Raw genomic sequence first — 13,183 nt, forward strand, 5'->3', positions numbered from 1 at the left:
AGAATTGTAGAATGATATCTTCTGGTGATTTTTTAAATGTTTTATAAGGGCTGATGATGAAATTTAAAGCAATGATATCATTAAAACATTCTACTATAAAAGTCTATTTTTAAAGCTTTTATAGTGTTGATGGGCATCAAGCACTAAAATGATTCTAATCAAGCTTGTTTGGTAAATCTTTTTTCGAATAACCATTTTGCTGGTCTAAATTTTTTCTCTTCTCTTAATTTAAACTTCTTTATACATTTTTCTTTCACCAGTGCAACAGCATCCTCTAAAGAATCTGTAATGAGGTAAAGTTCCCTGTCTTGTTTTGATATGGTTCCTTCTTTTACCATTTTAGCCATGTGTTGCACCAATTCTTGATGAAAATCTTTATAAAAAACAATTACCGGAAAATCTTTAATAATATTAGTTTGCATTAAGGTGAGCGCTTCAAAATATTCGTCCATAGTACCAAAACCGCCAGGCATTACCACAAAGGCGTAAGAATATTTTACCAATAATATTTTACGAATAAAAAAGTATTTAATACTCACCCATCTATCTAAATATTGGTTTCTATGTTGTTCTAAAGGTAATTTAATGTTACAACCAACAGATCGTCCGCCCACATCTTTTGCTCCCCTGTTGGCGGCTTCCATTAAACCAGGGCCACCACCAGTAAGAATAGTAAAACCTAGTTTAGCCATTTCTCCGGCTGCTTCTCTGGTAAATTTATAATATTCGTGGTCTTCCTTAAACCTTGCCGATCCAAAAAATGTAATACAAGGCCCAACAAAATGTAAGATTCTAAATCCTCTTACAAATTGAAAAAAGGTAACAACAATAAATTTAAAATCCCTCCATCTGGATTGTGGACCTGCTAAAAACTTAATTTCACTAGTAGAATGTTGTTGCCTTTTCATAAAATCAATTAAGTTTTAATGCTTTTATTAGGTTTTTATCTTTTTGATACAAGTCTTTATAAGTTTGTAGTTCGCCATTTTTCACCTCCATTGTTAAATAGGTTACCGTAATTGGAATAGGTTTTTTTAGGTAAACCCTTTTCCTTTTGTACTTTTCCATAGCGTTTAACACCTCGGGTAATATTTCAGTAGCCTGATCATTTTTTAAAAAAAACTCTACCAGTTTATCCGGATTTTCTACCCTTATGCAGCCATGACTTAAAGCTCTTTCTGATTTATCAAAAAAACTTCTGTTTGGCGTATCATGTAAATAAACAGCATAAGAATTATCAAAATTGAATACAATTTGCCCTAAAGCATTATCGGGTCCGGGAGATTGCTTTACCGTATATTCAGACGGATTAGCCCTCACCTTTAACAAATTATTATGGGTTGCTGGTATGTAATTTCCATATTTATCATAGATGTTAAAATTATTATTTGCCATGTAAGAATTATTTTTGATAGCACTTGGTAAAAGCTCTTTAACAAGAATGCTTCGTGGAACTGTCCAATCTGGGGCGGTGGTAAAAAATCTGATTTTACTGCTTAAAACCGGGGTTTTTGTATTTGATTTTCCAATAATTACTTTAAAGTTTTGCTCGGTAATTCCATCATAATAAGTAAGATTAAAAGCAGGGATATTAATAATAATGTAAGGTTGTTTTACCGGACTTAACCATCTCCATCTTTCCATATTTGCAAAAAAAAGTTGAATGTGATGATCTGTTATCCCAACACAATCGCCAGTTTGGTTTTTTACTAAGTTCTCTAGCTGTTGCTGAAGTGTTTTATAGCCTAAATAATTGGGTTGTGCACTTAATATGGTGTTCTTAAAATTTGGATTTTTAATAGCTACTTCTAAAACAGAATCTACTTTAAAACCCTTAAATGTTTCTTTATCTATAGCTAATAATGGTGTAGATGGGTTGATTGTTCCATAACGTAAATGCGCTGTAAAAGCTAACATAGCATCGGTAATCAACACATCAATTATAGGTTTAACATCATCATTAATAGGTATTTGTATAGCGTTATTTATAGTGTTAATAGAAAGCTGGTTGCAATGATAATTTGTTGGGTTTAAACCGTATTGAGGTGCTGCTTTTAATAAATTTACAGCATCCCATATTAATGGAGTTTTACCATTTATATTAAACCAAATAGATTGATAGTTTCTATCTCGGTAAATTTTTTGAGTGAGTATTGGAAACTTTAATTGATGCTCTTTTACAGCTTTATTTAATTGATTTTCTACGTTAAATTGAAAACCTTGGGCAGGTATTGAAATTAAGTTTTGTGTGAGCAACAAAACCATAATCCACAATATTTTTAGGGATGATAAATAGCAATTTGGGGTTTCCATGTATCAAAAAACAAGTTTGTATAATTTTCATTTTTGAATAAAAAAAATAAGGATAAAGCTGTTAAACTCTATCCTTAAAAAAAATTAATCACAAAATTTTGGATGTTATTCAATAGGTATCAAGTTTTTCTTTGCTTCCTTAATTTCGGCCTTTTTTAAGGTTAAATACAAAAGTCCATTTTCATATTTAGCCTGTACTTTTTCTGAATTTACGTTTTCAGGAAGGGTAAAAGATCTGTTAAAAGACGAATAAGAAAACTCCTTTCGGGTGTAATTGGTGTCTTCCTCGGCTTTTTCCTCTGATTTTTCAGCACAGATATTCAAAATACCATCTTGAACATCAATTTTAAAGTCCTTTTTCTCATAGCCGGGTGCAGCTACTTCTAATTCAAAACTTTGGTCGTTTTCTTTAATATTTACCGCCGGTAAAGAATCCTTTCTTAAAAGGGATAGGTCAAATAAATTTTCAGTGTTCCAAAAGTCTTCTAAAAGCGACCTAAACGTAGGCATAGTGGATGTTTTCATTAAAGTGTTCATAGTTCTAATATTTTGAATTTTTAATATTTTATTATTGATGTAAAGTTGCTAAGTAAAGCTTAAAACCAAGTTGATTGAGGTTGTGTTTATACCTGATATTGATCAATTTAAGAGTTATTTGAATGTTTATTTATGTGCAATAAATAAAGGAATATCTAATTCTTCCATCAGTAAATCTGCCATACTCGCTTTAAAATACATAGAAATAGCCCCTCTTTGGTAGGCACCTAAAACAACCAGTGTATTATTGGTAATTTTCTTTAAATATGCGGGAATCTCTTTCTTTTCATCACCTTTAAGTACCGTATATATGGCTTTTGGATAATGACAATCAACAAATTCTTTAATTAAATTAGCCTGAGGGATATGTTTTTCTTTTTCAGGATCTAAAACGGTGACAACTTCTGTACCTAAATTTTGCATCCAAGGCATCATATAATTAAACATTTTAATGGCAAAAACAGACGCAATGCTACCATCATAAAGCAATACCACTTTTTCTATTTTATGATACGTTCTAGGAATAATCATTACCGGGCATTCTACATGCATTAAAAAATCTTTAACAAAACCTGTGGGTGGCTCTTCTTCAAAATGTGAAAGTGTTTCGTCTGCACTAATTAAAACTATATCAGAGTAAATGCTCTCTTTAATTAATTCATGTATGGCTATATTTTTATCATGATGAATAACATAATTAATTTGAGCCTTTTTACACTCATTTTCATAATGATCGGTTGCTTTTTGTCGGGTTTGTTTATCAGCAGTAAGCAAATGTTTCATTTTATCTTTAGATACACCTTGGCTACCAACCATATCAAATAGCTTATAACTGTGATAGGTAAAATCATCCAAAAAAACTCCAGAAAGTAATGATTTACTTTGTTTAGCCAGTTCTATTGCATGTTGAAGTGTACCTTCAGAGAATTTTAAACCGTCAAAAGCAGCACTAACTTTTTTCATATTGGAGCTTTTTCTTAGTTGTTTTTTGTTTTGTATCTTCTTCTAAACGAAAATCAGACGGAAAAACTAACAAAGGTATTTTATGATAGTCTAACATCTTTTTGGTGGTACTGGTATGAAATAAATCTTCAAAAAATGGATATTTTTTATGAATAAGGGTAATTAAATCAATATCCTCAACATGAGCATATTTCATAATAGCCTCTGTTACCTCTTCTGATTTCATTTCATGAAAAGACAGTTTCTTATATTTCATTTCAGACCAAGCTGTATAAACATCTTTTGGCAGTTTAGTTATTTCATCTTCTTTTTTATGCTTTGGAGAAACATGAGTAACAATAATTTCTGATTTAAAAGGATCGGCTAATTCGGCTAAAAAATCTAACGTTTTTAAGTCATTTTGGTCAAATTCTGCCGAGGTAAAAACTAACTTTTTAAATCCTGTAAATTGTGCATGTTGCGGAACCAGCATAATTGGGCATTTAGCTTTAGCAATAACTTCTCTGGTATCACTGGTATATATTATATGATTTAAAAAACCATCAGTTCTTTTGTCACCCATAACAATCATCCAAATATCTTTTTTATCTAAAAAGTTATGAATGTTATCTCCTAAATCGCCAATTTCATTTTCACATTTAATTTGTGGAATGTGCTTTACTTTGGTGTGTGCAAATTTTTCTTTCACTTTTTCTGCCTGAAATTTTAGTTTTTTCATGCTTTCTTTTTTAAAGCCTGTAAAATCTGAATAATAAGAGGTATAAATTCCGGCAAAAACTGTCCCTTGAGGAACGTAATAGGCATTATAAAAAATAAGATTAGCATTTGCATTTGAAGCTAATTGCCATGCAAATTCAGCAGCGTTTTGTGATTTTTCAGAAAAATCTGTTAGTAACAATATCGTTTTCATAATTCTTATTATTTTCTATAAAGTTCTATCAGCTTAAGCATTTGTTTATTGATCAAAATCAATCATCCTATTGATTCATATTAAACTAAAGGGATATTAAAATTAGGAAATTGCAACATTCTTATTCTTTCTATCTATTTACAAAACGATTAATCTTTTAATTGACATATTTCTTTTAAAATGCTATCAATTAATCATTTAAATGGATTTAAAATATTTGAAATTCTTGGTCACCTAATATATTTATCCTGATGAAAAAAATACTGATTATAGAAGATGATGATTTTTTGAGAGAGAATATTGCCGAAATACTTTCATTATCAGATTATACTGCAATAACCGTTGCAGATGGAAAAGCAGGAATTGAAAAAGCGTTAAAAGAAAGTCCGGATTTGATATTATGTGATGTGATGATGCCTGGCATTGATGGTTATGGAGTTTTACATATTTTAAGCCGCTACCCCGAAACTAAATTTATCCCCTTTTTATTTCTTAGTGGAAAAAAAGATTTGATAGACATACGTAAGGGAATGGAGTTAGGTGCCGATGATTATTTAGTAAAACCTTTAAATGAGGTGGATCTTTTAAACGCTGTATCATTAAGATTGAAAAAAGCTGAAACCAATAAAAGAAGCAATTTTTCTAATAATGCTAAAAGTACCGAGGTTTTAGAACATCTTGTTGGTGCAAGAGATAAAGAGCATAAAACCGAAAACAGAGAAATAAGAACTTATCTTAAAAAGCATTTACTTTTTTCAGAAGATCAGCGTCCTTCAGTGGTTTATTATGTGGTTTCTGGAAAACTTAAAGAATACCGCCTGCATGAGGATGGAAAAGAATTAATTACCAACATGTACACCAGCGGAGATTTTATTGGTTACAGAGCAATTATTGAAGAGATAAATTATACAGAAAGTGTTCAGGTAATTGAAGATGCTGAATTGATATTAATTCCCAGAAATGATTTTATTGAATTGATTAATCATGATATTAATGTAGCCAGAAAATTTATAGAATTGCTATCGCATAACGTACATGAAAAAGAAGATAAGCTGCTAAATATGGCTTATAATTCGCTAAGAAAAAAAGTGGCATTTGGTATTATAGAAGTAGCAGATAAATTTAAGAATAAGATTAAGGGAATGTCTGTGATAGAAATGTCGAGAGAAGATTTGGCTCATGTAATTGGCTCGGCACCAGAATCTATGATAAGAACACTTAAAGAATTTAAAGGCGAAAAACTGATAGACGTACAAGATGGAGGCAAAATTGTTGTTTTAAATGAGGCAAGATTGAGAAATCTACTCTATTAAAATTTCACTATTTTGTTATTCTAACGCTTACTTAAGCTGTATCATCTTAAACAAGCTTAAAACATCTTTTTTTTTGCAAAGCTGTGTACCTAAATTCATGGTGGCAGCGGTGCCACAAGCCACTCCATATTGCATAACCTCTGTTAAATTTTTATGATTAGCCAAGCTTAAAACAATGCCAGCCAGCATACTATCACCGGCACCAACGGTACTATTAATTTTAACTTTTGGAGGCATTACCCTAATGGTTTCATTTTTAGTAATTAATAACGCTCCAGAGGCACCTAAAGAAACCACCACCACCTCACATTTACTATTATTAATCACTTCTTTAGCTACTTCTTCTACCTCAGTCACTTTTATCTCCTCTTTACCTACCAAAGAACTAAGTTCTTTTAAATTGGGTTTTATTAAATAAACGCCTGCTTTTATGGCCTTTTTTAAAGCTTCACCAGAGGTATCAATAATTAACCTTGCATTTTTTTTACGAGCAATTTTTGATAACCGTACAAAAATATCATCGGGTAAATTTGGAGATAAGCCGCCGCTAGAGACAATGTATTTTACATTTTTTAAACCTTTAATGATGCTTAAACAAGTTAACCATTCTTGCTTATACAGTTTTGTAGAAGGCATACCAAAACGAAATTGTTGGTTAGATGCTGTTTCTAAAACCATTAAATTTTCTCGGGTATTTTCTTTAGTTTCTATAATAATAGATTCTACCAGCTCATTGGCCAATAATTTACTAAATGTTTTACCGGTATAGCCACCTGCAAAATAGATAGCGGTGGCGTTTCCGCCAAGTTTATGGATGGCTCTTGCTACATTAATACCACCTCCACCGGGTTCATATACTGGGTTTGAACAGGTTAATTTTTTTTCGGGAATTAATTTTACCACAGTAGTGCTTTTATCAATTGCCGGACTAAAGGTGATGGTAACAATTGCAGCCATTTCTGGCTTTGTAACCTCTGTGTGTCTTGTGGTTAAAATTTCACCTCGCATAAAGCACCTTATTTTATTGGGTTTAAATCAAATAGTGTCTTGTTTTTACGAATTAATTTTATTTGGAAAACGCTGAATCTTATTACTCACTTGTTCTAAATTATCTTTTAAAACATCTCTAATTTCTTCTAAATTCTCTTTTCCATCGGCTAAACTATTACTAAAAGAATTAAAGAGTCCTTTACCTTTTTTAACAATTTTTCTTCTGGTTCTTTTTCCTTTATCAGGAGCAAACAAAGTTCCTAAAGCTGCCCCTGCAGCAAAAAGAATAATAAAACCCAACAATATTTTCCCTGAATTTTTCATGGTGATTAAGTTATTTTTCATGTTACAAACATAAAGATTGATGGTTTTTATAGCGCTGATTTACATCAAGCGTTAATTTGATTTTACTCAATTTTGATTTAAAATGGTTTTGATTTTTTAAGCTAAAATGCTTTTTAAAATCATAATCAACCGTCTATTTGATCTGCATCAATACCAATATCTTAACTATATGATAAGTTTATATTCAATACAATTAGCATTTAATTAGAGTATAGAAAATGAAAAGAAATACCTATCACCCTGACAGAATTGTAGGAGTTTGGATGGATTACAAACATGCCTATTTAGTTAAATTAACAGATCAAGTATTGGTTGAAGAGTTAAAATCAGAAGAACATATAACAGGCGAAAATAATATCACTCGCCTTAATAATATACCTTTTAGTCAGGCTGATAAACAAAACCATGAACGACTTAATCAGCATAAATTTTTAAAAAAGATTATCAATCGTTTAAAAGAAGAAGAATACGCCTATATTTTTGGCCCTGGTGAAGCAAAACAAGGCTTAGTGAATTTGATTGATAAAGAAGGTCGGCATTTTCCATGCAAAATTGTAGGTTTAGAAAGTGCTAATAAATTAACGCCTAACCAATTAATACAAAAAGTTAAAGATTTTTTTAGGAGCCTTAAATTTGAAGATACTAAAAGAAGGCTAAATTTAGGCATCAAAGAAAACGCATAAATCAGTATTTAATTCTCTATCAAATTTATAAATCAAGCTTAATTTATTTTGGCGTCTTATGATGTAAATCACTATTATTTGATAAGATGTTGAAATAAATTGAGTTTGATAAATAGCAATATATTTTTTCTGTGTGGGCTTTGTGGTTAATTTTTAGACACGGATTTCACGAATTTTCACGAATGCTAGATTGTCGATATTTCCTCCGTTCTCTTTGTGAATTCTTTGTGGGCTTTGTGGTTAATTTTTGCCACAGATTATTGAGTTAATTCTATTTGGTTGTTTTTTGCCACGAATTTCACGAATTTTCACGAATGATAGATTGACGACTTCCCTCTGTGGGCTTTGCGGATTCTTTGTGGGCTTTGTGGTTGATTTTTTGCCACAGATTATAAGGATTTCACAGATTATTGAGTTAATTCTATTTGGTTATTTTTTGCCACGAATTTCACGAATTTTCACGAATGATAGATTGACGACATTCCCTCTGTGGGCTTTGTGAATTCTTTGTGTACTTTGTGGTTAATTTTCAACTCGAATTTTCACGAATGCTAAATTGCCGACATATCCTCTGTTCTCTTTGTGAATTCTTTGGGTGCTTTGTGGTTAATTTTAGACACAGATTATAAGGATTTCACAGATTATTGAGTTAATTCTATTTGGTTATTTTTTGCCACGAATTTCACGAATTTTCACGAATGCTAAATTGCCGACATTTCCTCTGTTCTCTTTGTGAATTTTTTGTGGGCTTTGTGGTTAATTTTTAACACGGATTATTAGGATTTCACGGATTACTTTGTGGTTAATTTTCACCGCAAATCCATAAAAAAGCTGCCTCAATCTAATGAGACAGCTTTTCGACAGGGAATTAGCTCCATGTATAACAGGAAGCCAACTCCCTGCCTGTTCATTCATAGGTAGAATGTTTCTTTATTCCTCAAAAACAAATTCAGGAACTTCAATTTCTATTTTACTGATCACACTGATCACACCAGGTGCAGCCCAAGCGGCTCTTTCGGCATCTTCTTTTTCCACAAATGATCTTACTTTTCCGGTAAGGGTAACTTTACTGCCCTCTACTTCTACCGTTACTTTTCCAGCATCTATAGTTGCGCTTCTATGAAAAGCAGCGTTAATTTTTTGCTTAATATCTGTAGATGTAATTTTAGGTTTTACGTTAATTAAATTAATTACAGACCGTACACCAGATAAGTTTTCAATAGCTGTTTTGGCATTGGTACGTTGGTATTCCCATTCTACCTCTCCTTCTAACTTCACAATACCATCTTCTACCTTAATTTTAATTTTTTCTTCTTGTACTGCTGTATGCCATTTTAGAGCATTTAATACCGCTTCGGCAATTTCAGTATCTGATTTTTTAAAGCTTGGAGAAAGACCAACCTGAATTTCTTCGGCCACTGCTTTTACGCCAACTACTCTTTTAGCGGCTTTTTCTGCCGATGCTTTTTTAGAATAATTATCAACCATTCCTGATAAGGTTACGATACCGTTTTTAACAGCCACTCCTATTTCCGAAGCATTTAAGAATGGTTCCCATTTAATTTCTTCCATTACATCTCTTTGGATTTCGATATCAGTTTTCATAATCTGAAATTTTAAAATTTTGTTAATTTATTTTGTTGAACAAAGTAACAGTTAATTGAATTTTTGCGAGATGATCAGAATCAAACTGATTGTTGATTGTGATAGGTAATATCGCTGATTCTGTTTCGCGAAATTCTTAAACCTGATCAATTTTAATAGGCGCTTTAGCTTTACGATTGATTTCATACTCGGCCAGTTGAGATAAACGATCGTCAATTTGCTTTTCATTAATTTCGGCCTCGTGAAAAACAACAGCAGCTCTTTCCATATCTAACATGTTGGCGTAAGCTGTTGCAGTACCGTATAAGCTAATTTTGTAATGATTAATTACTTGAATAAAAGCTAAAATACAAGCATCTTTTACTTCAGCATCTGTACAATAAGACAGCTTTTCATCAGCATCTTCAATTAAAGCCTGCATTACTGGATTGTTAAGACTTAGAGAACTCATTTGCTCGTCTTCAAAAAATTTCTCCATCTTTTTAACATGTTGATCTACAAAATCAAGATATTTTTGGAGTACCATTTTTAATTTTACCGAATCGGCTTTCATAAGCCATTCTCCTAAACTGGTTTTTAAACGTATTTCTGCATTTGTAAACTTAGAGGCATCAAAATCCAATAGATGATGCAGGGTGGCTATTGAAGGCGTATTTTCCATGATTTATTTGTTTTTATAATCACAAAAGTATAGGTTAAGCCACAAGTAGAGCCTGATTTGAATCAAACAGCAGAATGATAAGTGTCAATTTTATAAAGTAAATTGATTCATCTAAATCATAATAAATTTCATAAGTTATCCTAAATATTTCCTTTTCAATACCCAATACAAACCTTTAACATTGGCTTCCCATTTTGGTAATAAATAAGCTAAAACAATTTCTTCTAACAAATCTAAAGCGGTAACTAAAACCATGAAATAAAACAGCGGATAAATAGGCCCGATGATGAAAAACAAAATCAAAAATGCAGCTTGTAATACAGCGGCTACTTTAGCCAAATAAGTATGAAAACTGCTCATTTTATGATATTTAATTAAGGAAATAGAGAGCTGTAAAATATATAATATCAATAATGTGATTACAAAAATGCTTTGATCCCATAAAAAATCGGGTTCAAACGCTATGATACCAATAATAGCTACCGCAATAGTAAAATCATCAGCAACAGAATCTAATTTGGCACCCAATAAACTATTCACATCATATTTTCGGGCTAAATAACCATCTATGGCATCGGTAAAAAAGCTAATGCAAAGCAGTATTGAAAATGTTTTTAGCTGGTTATTTGTTATTAACAGCAGCAATATGGGTGCTGCTATTAATCTATAAGCAGTAATGGCATTTACCATATAATAAATGTGCTTATTCATATTTAAAACACAATAAATAGCTAAAAACAAAAGGGGCTGATCCTAAAAGAGAATCAAAACGATCTAACATTCCGCCATGACCTGGTAAAATATTTCCGGTGTCTTTAATATTAAGATTTCTTTTTAAAAGCGATTTAATAAAATCTCCATAAGTACCTGTTACAACTACAATTAAGGCCATAATTAGCCAATCTAAAGGACTAATAATGGTGAAGTATAAACTAATAAGATAGGTTATCCATAAAGTAGCCACAAAACCACCGGCACTTCCCTCCCATGTTTTTAATGGTGAAACGCGTTTAAATAAAGCTAAATGACCAAAGCTTTTGCCTACTAAATAAGCAAAAGAATCGCTGGTCCATAGCATCAAAAAATAACCTAAAATAATTTGATATTGATAGCTTCCTTGCCTATCTGTTAAAAAAGCAATGGCTACTAAAAAACAAAGAGGAATAGTGATGTAAAAAACGCCTAAAAAAGTAAATGCTAAATTGTAAAATGGATTTTTTGCAAAGTGATACAATTCTGTAAGGTAAATGCCAAATGCCAGAGGAATGTTAATGAGTAAAATTTTCCATTGGCTATGATCAATACTTACTAATAAAGTAGTAATTATTAACCCGATTGATAAAAGAAGACCTGCAAATTTTCTAGATGTAACTTCTTTAGTGCTAAATAAACCATAAAACTCTAATAAAGCGAGTGTATTAATGGTTAAGAGTAAAACAATAAAACTGTAAACACTAAAATAAATTGATGGTATAATCACCAATATTAAGGCAATTCCGGTAATTGTTCGTTTGATAAAATTATTCATGGTGAACAATTTAGAATAGCATTAATGATGTTTTGAGCAATTATCTGGCTAAATAACCTCCATCTACCGGGTAATAACTACCGGTTACAAATGATGCTTTATCGCTGCCTAACCATAAAATTAATTCGGCAACTTCTTCACTTTTCCCAAAACGCCCAATAGGATGCAATGCTACAATTTGGCTTCTAATCCCATTATCTAAAACCTTTAACATGGGCGTATCAATAAATCCAGGGCCAACAGCATTCACCCTAATATTTAATGCCGAATATTCTAAAGCTGCATTTTGAGAAAGCCCCACTACCCCATGTTTTGCTGCCGCATAGGCTGATGAACCTGCAAAACCAACGGCACCTAAAATAGATGAAATGTTAATTATGCTACCTCTTCCGTTTTTAAGCATGGCAGGTATTTGATATTTAAGACCGTAAAAAACGCTGTTTAAATTCACATTAATTACATGCTGAAAGTCTTCAATGGTGAGGTCAATGAGTGGCTCTATTTCGCCAGATATTCCAGCATTATTTACAGCTATATCAAGCTTTCCGTAAGCTTTTACAGCAAAATTAACCAGTTCTTTCATCTCTTCTGGCTGAGAAACATCGGCTTTAAAAGACGATGCATTTCCACCCAAGTAACGTATGTTTTTGGTAACAGCTTCTACTTCATATTCATTAATATCAGACAATACCACACTTGCTCCCTGCTTTGCAAACAACTCTGCTGTAGCTTTCCCAATTCCAGAAGCAGCTCCAGTTACAATCACAGTTTTATTTTTCATTTTGGTAAATTTTATCTTTCAAATTATATTAAAAGACAAATTTATGTTGACACCCTTAAAGGTTACTTAACCAAAAATAGCTTAGCAATTGATATTCATCATATTAACCGTATTTTAAAGTAAGGGAGAGTTGCCCGGCATGGTAAGCAGTATGAGAAATAATGCGGCCTACGGCTTCTGCTTTAGTTTTTGTACCAAACTCTTTTGTGGTAATAATTTGAGCCCAATCTGTATCGGTTTGTTTTTCTATAATTGATTTTAGTTGATCAAAAGCCTGTTGTTGATAAGCTAACAGTTCTTCAAGATTTGTCCATTCGCCAGTATCATGTTGAGCAATTACCGTTTTTGCTTGTACAGATAATTCTAAAAAACCAAATACGTTTTTAGCGAATAACAATTCTACATCAGCAATATGGCGTATTAAAAAACCAGCGCTGTTTTTTGTATTTACTAATTTTTTGGTGAGTTGATCTTCTGTTAAACCGATAAGCAAATTAGAAAATCTTGTTCTTGCTTCTGTTAAGGTTTGCAGGTAAGCTTGTGTGGTATTCATA

15 protein-coding genes are annotated in these 13,183 nt (G+C 31.9%); 2 read left to right on the forward strand and 13 right to left on the reverse strand.

The features are described from left to right. Positions 1-158: 158 nt before the first annotated feature. The 5 genes from FA046_RS09740 to FA046_RS09760 form a co-directional block, all read right to left on the reverse strand. Complete coding sequence (locus FA046_RS09740) at positions 159-908, reverse strand: LOG family protein (RefSeq protein ID WP_136826218.1); 750 nt, start codon at positions 906-908, stop codon at positions 159-161. Between the two features lie 4 nt (positions 909-912). Continuing rightward, positions 913-2,313, reverse strand: a complete 1,401-nt coding sequence (locus FA046_RS09745; RefSeq protein ID WP_136826219.1) for a L,D-transpeptidase scaffold domain-containing protein — start codon at positions 2,311-2,313, stop codon at positions 913-915. Positions 2,314-2,418: 105 nt separating this feature from the next. Further along, the gene (locus FA046_RS09750) at positions 2,419-2,850 is read right to left on the reverse strand and encodes an Hsp20/alpha crystallin family protein (RefSeq protein ID WP_136826220.1); all 432 of its coding nucleotides are present in this window, start codon (positions 2,848-2,850) and stop codon (positions 2,419-2,421) included. Between the two features lie 126 nt (positions 2,851-2,976). Further along, the gene (locus tag FA046_RS09755; RefSeq protein ID WP_136826221.1) at positions 2,977-3,813 is read right to left on the reverse strand and encodes a universal stress protein; all 837 of its coding nucleotides are present in this window, start codon (positions 3,811-3,813) and stop codon (positions 2,977-2,979) included. Further along, positions 3,800-4,723 (reverse strand): universal stress protein, encoded by a 924-nt coding sequence (locus FA046_RS09760; protein WP_136826222.1) that lies wholly within the window; start codon positions 4,721-4,723, stop codon positions 3,800-3,802. The genes FA046_RS09755 and FA046_RS09760 overlap by 14 nt, the downstream gene beginning before the upstream one ends. 251 nt (positions 4,724-4,974) lie before the next feature. Between FA046_RS09760 and FA046_RS09765 the strand changes: the two genes are divergently transcribed. Next, entirely contained in the window at positions 4,975-6,036 is a 1,062-nt protein-coding gene (locus FA046_RS09765) for a response regulator (RefSeq protein WP_136826223.1), read from the forward strand. Between the two features lie 27 nt (positions 6,037-6,063). On the opposite strand, the gene FA046_RS09770 is transcribed toward FA046_RS09765, so the two are convergent. Further along, a complete protein-coding gene (locus FA046_RS09770; protein ID WP_225870911.1) occupies positions 6,064-7,044 on the reverse strand; it encodes a 1-phosphofructokinase family hexose kinase in 981 nt (326 codons plus the stop codon). Positions 7,045-7,089: 45 nt separating this feature from the next. Continuing rightward, a complete protein-coding gene (locus FA046_RS09775; RefSeq protein ID WP_136826224.1) occupies positions 7,090-7,371 on the reverse strand; it encodes a YtxH domain-containing protein in 282 nt (93 codons plus the stop codon). 218 nt (positions 7,372-7,589) lie between these two features. On the opposite strand from FA046_RS09775, the gene FA046_RS09780 reads away from it, so the two are divergent. Beyond that, positions 7,590-8,054 (forward strand): hypothetical protein, encoded by a 465-nt coding sequence (locus FA046_RS09780; RefSeq protein ID WP_136826225.1) that lies wholly within the window; start codon positions 7,590-7,592, stop codon positions 8,052-8,054. A gap of 930 nt (positions 8,055-8,984) precedes the next feature. Here the strand turns inward: FA046_RS09780 and FA046_RS09785 are convergent. From FA046_RS09785 to FA046_RS09810, 6 genes are all read right to left on the reverse strand, one after another. Continuing rightward, positions 8,985-9,659 (reverse strand): BON domain-containing protein, encoded by a 675-nt coding sequence (locus FA046_RS09785; protein WP_136826226.1) that lies wholly within the window; start codon positions 9,657-9,659, stop codon positions 8,985-8,987. 136 nt (positions 9,660-9,795) lie between these two features. After that, positions 9,796-10,320 (reverse strand): YciE/YciF ferroxidase family protein, encoded by a 525-nt coding sequence (locus FA046_RS09790; RefSeq protein ID WP_169303346.1) that lies wholly within the window; start codon positions 10,318-10,320, stop codon positions 9,796-9,798. A 135-nt stretch (positions 10,321-10,455) separates the two neighbouring features. Next, on the reverse strand, positions 10,456-11,031 hold the full coding sequence (locus FA046_RS09795; RefSeq protein ID WP_136826228.1) for a CDP-alcohol phosphatidyltransferase family protein: 576 nt from the start codon (positions 11,029-11,031) through the stop codon (positions 10,456-10,458). Beyond that, complete coding sequence (locus FA046_RS09800; protein ID WP_136826229.1) at positions 11,024-11,848, reverse strand: phosphatidate cytidylyltransferase; 825 nt, start codon at positions 11,846-11,848, stop codon at positions 11,024-11,026. The genes FA046_RS09795 and FA046_RS09800 overlap by 8 nt, the downstream gene beginning before the upstream one ends. 40 nt (positions 11,849-11,888) lie before the next feature. Beyond that, positions 11,889-12,629, reverse strand: coding sequence for an SDR family NAD(P)-dependent oxidoreductase (locus FA046_RS09805; RefSeq protein ID WP_136826230.1), 741 nt, complete (start codon positions 12,627-12,629; stop codon positions 11,889-11,891). Positions 12,630-12,732: 103 nt separating this feature from the next. Further along, positions 12,733-13,182: a DinB family protein gene (locus tag FA046_RS09810; protein ID WP_136826231.1), complete on the reverse strand. Its 450-nt coding sequence runs from the start codon at positions 13,180-13,182 to the stop codon at positions 12,733-12,735. Between the last annotated feature and the right edge of the window lies 1 nt (position 13,183).

This window comes from Pedobacter cryophilus (assembly GCF_005116455.1).
Classification (GTDB): Bacteria; Bacteroidota; Bacteroidia; order Sphingobacteriales; family Sphingobacteriaceae; genus Pseudopedobacter; species Pseudopedobacter cryophilum.

What these genes read in the sequence shown, in the direction of transcription:
- FA046_RS09760 (WP_136826222.1), bottom strand. Translation starts at nt 4,723, where the DNA reads ATGAAAACGATATTGTTACTAACAGATTTTTCTGAAAAATCACAAAAC.
- FA046_RS09755 (WP_136826221.1), bottom strand. Translation starts at nt 3,813, where the DNA reads ATGAAAAAAGTTAGTGCTGCTTTTGACGGTTTAAAATTCTCTGAAGGT.
- FA046_RS09790 (WP_169303346.1), bottom strand. Translation starts at nt 10,320, where the DNA reads ATGGAAAATACGCCTTCAATAGCCACCCTGCATCATCTATTGGATTTT.
- FA046_RS09745 (WP_136826219.1), bottom strand. Translation starts at nt 2,313, where the DNA reads ATGGAAACCCCAAATTGCTATTTATCATCCCTAAAAATATTGTGGATT.
- FA046_RS09775 (WP_136826224.1), bottom strand. Translation starts at nt 7,371, where the DNA reads ATGAAAAATAACTTAATCACCATGAAAAATTCAGGGAAAATATTGTTG.
- FA046_RS09740 (WP_136826218.1), bottom strand. Translation starts at nt 908, where the DNA reads ATGAAAAGGCAACAACATTCTACTAGTGAAATTAAGTTTTTAGCAGGT.
- FA046_RS09750 (WP_136826220.1), bottom strand. Translation starts at nt 2,850, where the DNA reads ATGAACACTTTAATGAAAACATCCACTATGCCTACGTTTAGGTCGCTT.
- FA046_RS09765 (WP_136826223.1), top strand. Translation starts at nt 4,975, where the DNA reads ATGAAAAAAATACTGATTATAGAAGATGATGATTTTTTGAGAGAGAAT.
- FA046_RS09770 (WP_225870911.1), bottom strand. Translation starts at nt 7,044, where the DNA reads ATGCGAGGTGAAATTTTAACCACAAGACACACAGAGGTTACAAAGCCA.
- FA046_RS09800 (WP_136826229.1), bottom strand. Translation starts at nt 11,848, where the DNA reads ATGAATAATTTTATCAAACGAACAATTACCGGAATTGCCTTAATATTG.
- FA046_RS09795 (WP_136826228.1), bottom strand. Translation starts at nt 11,031, where the DNA reads ATGAATAAGCACATTTATTATATGGTAAATGCCATTACTGCTTATAGA.
- FA046_RS09810 (WP_136826231.1), bottom strand. Translation starts at nt 13,182, where the DNA reads ATGAATACCACACAAGCTTACCTGCAAACCTTAACAGAAGCAAGAACA.
- FA046_RS09785 (WP_136826226.1), bottom strand. Translation starts at nt 9,659, where the DNA reads ATGAAAACTGATATCGAAATCCAAAGAGATGTAATGGAAGAAATTAAA.
- FA046_RS09805 (WP_136826230.1), bottom strand. Translation starts at nt 12,629, where the DNA reads ATGAAAAATAAAACTGTGATTGTAACTGGAGCTGCTTCTGGAATTGGG.
- FA046_RS09780 (WP_136826225.1), top strand. Translation starts at nt 7,590, where the DNA reads ATGAAAAGAAATACCTATCACCCTGACAGAATTGTAGGAGTTTGGATG.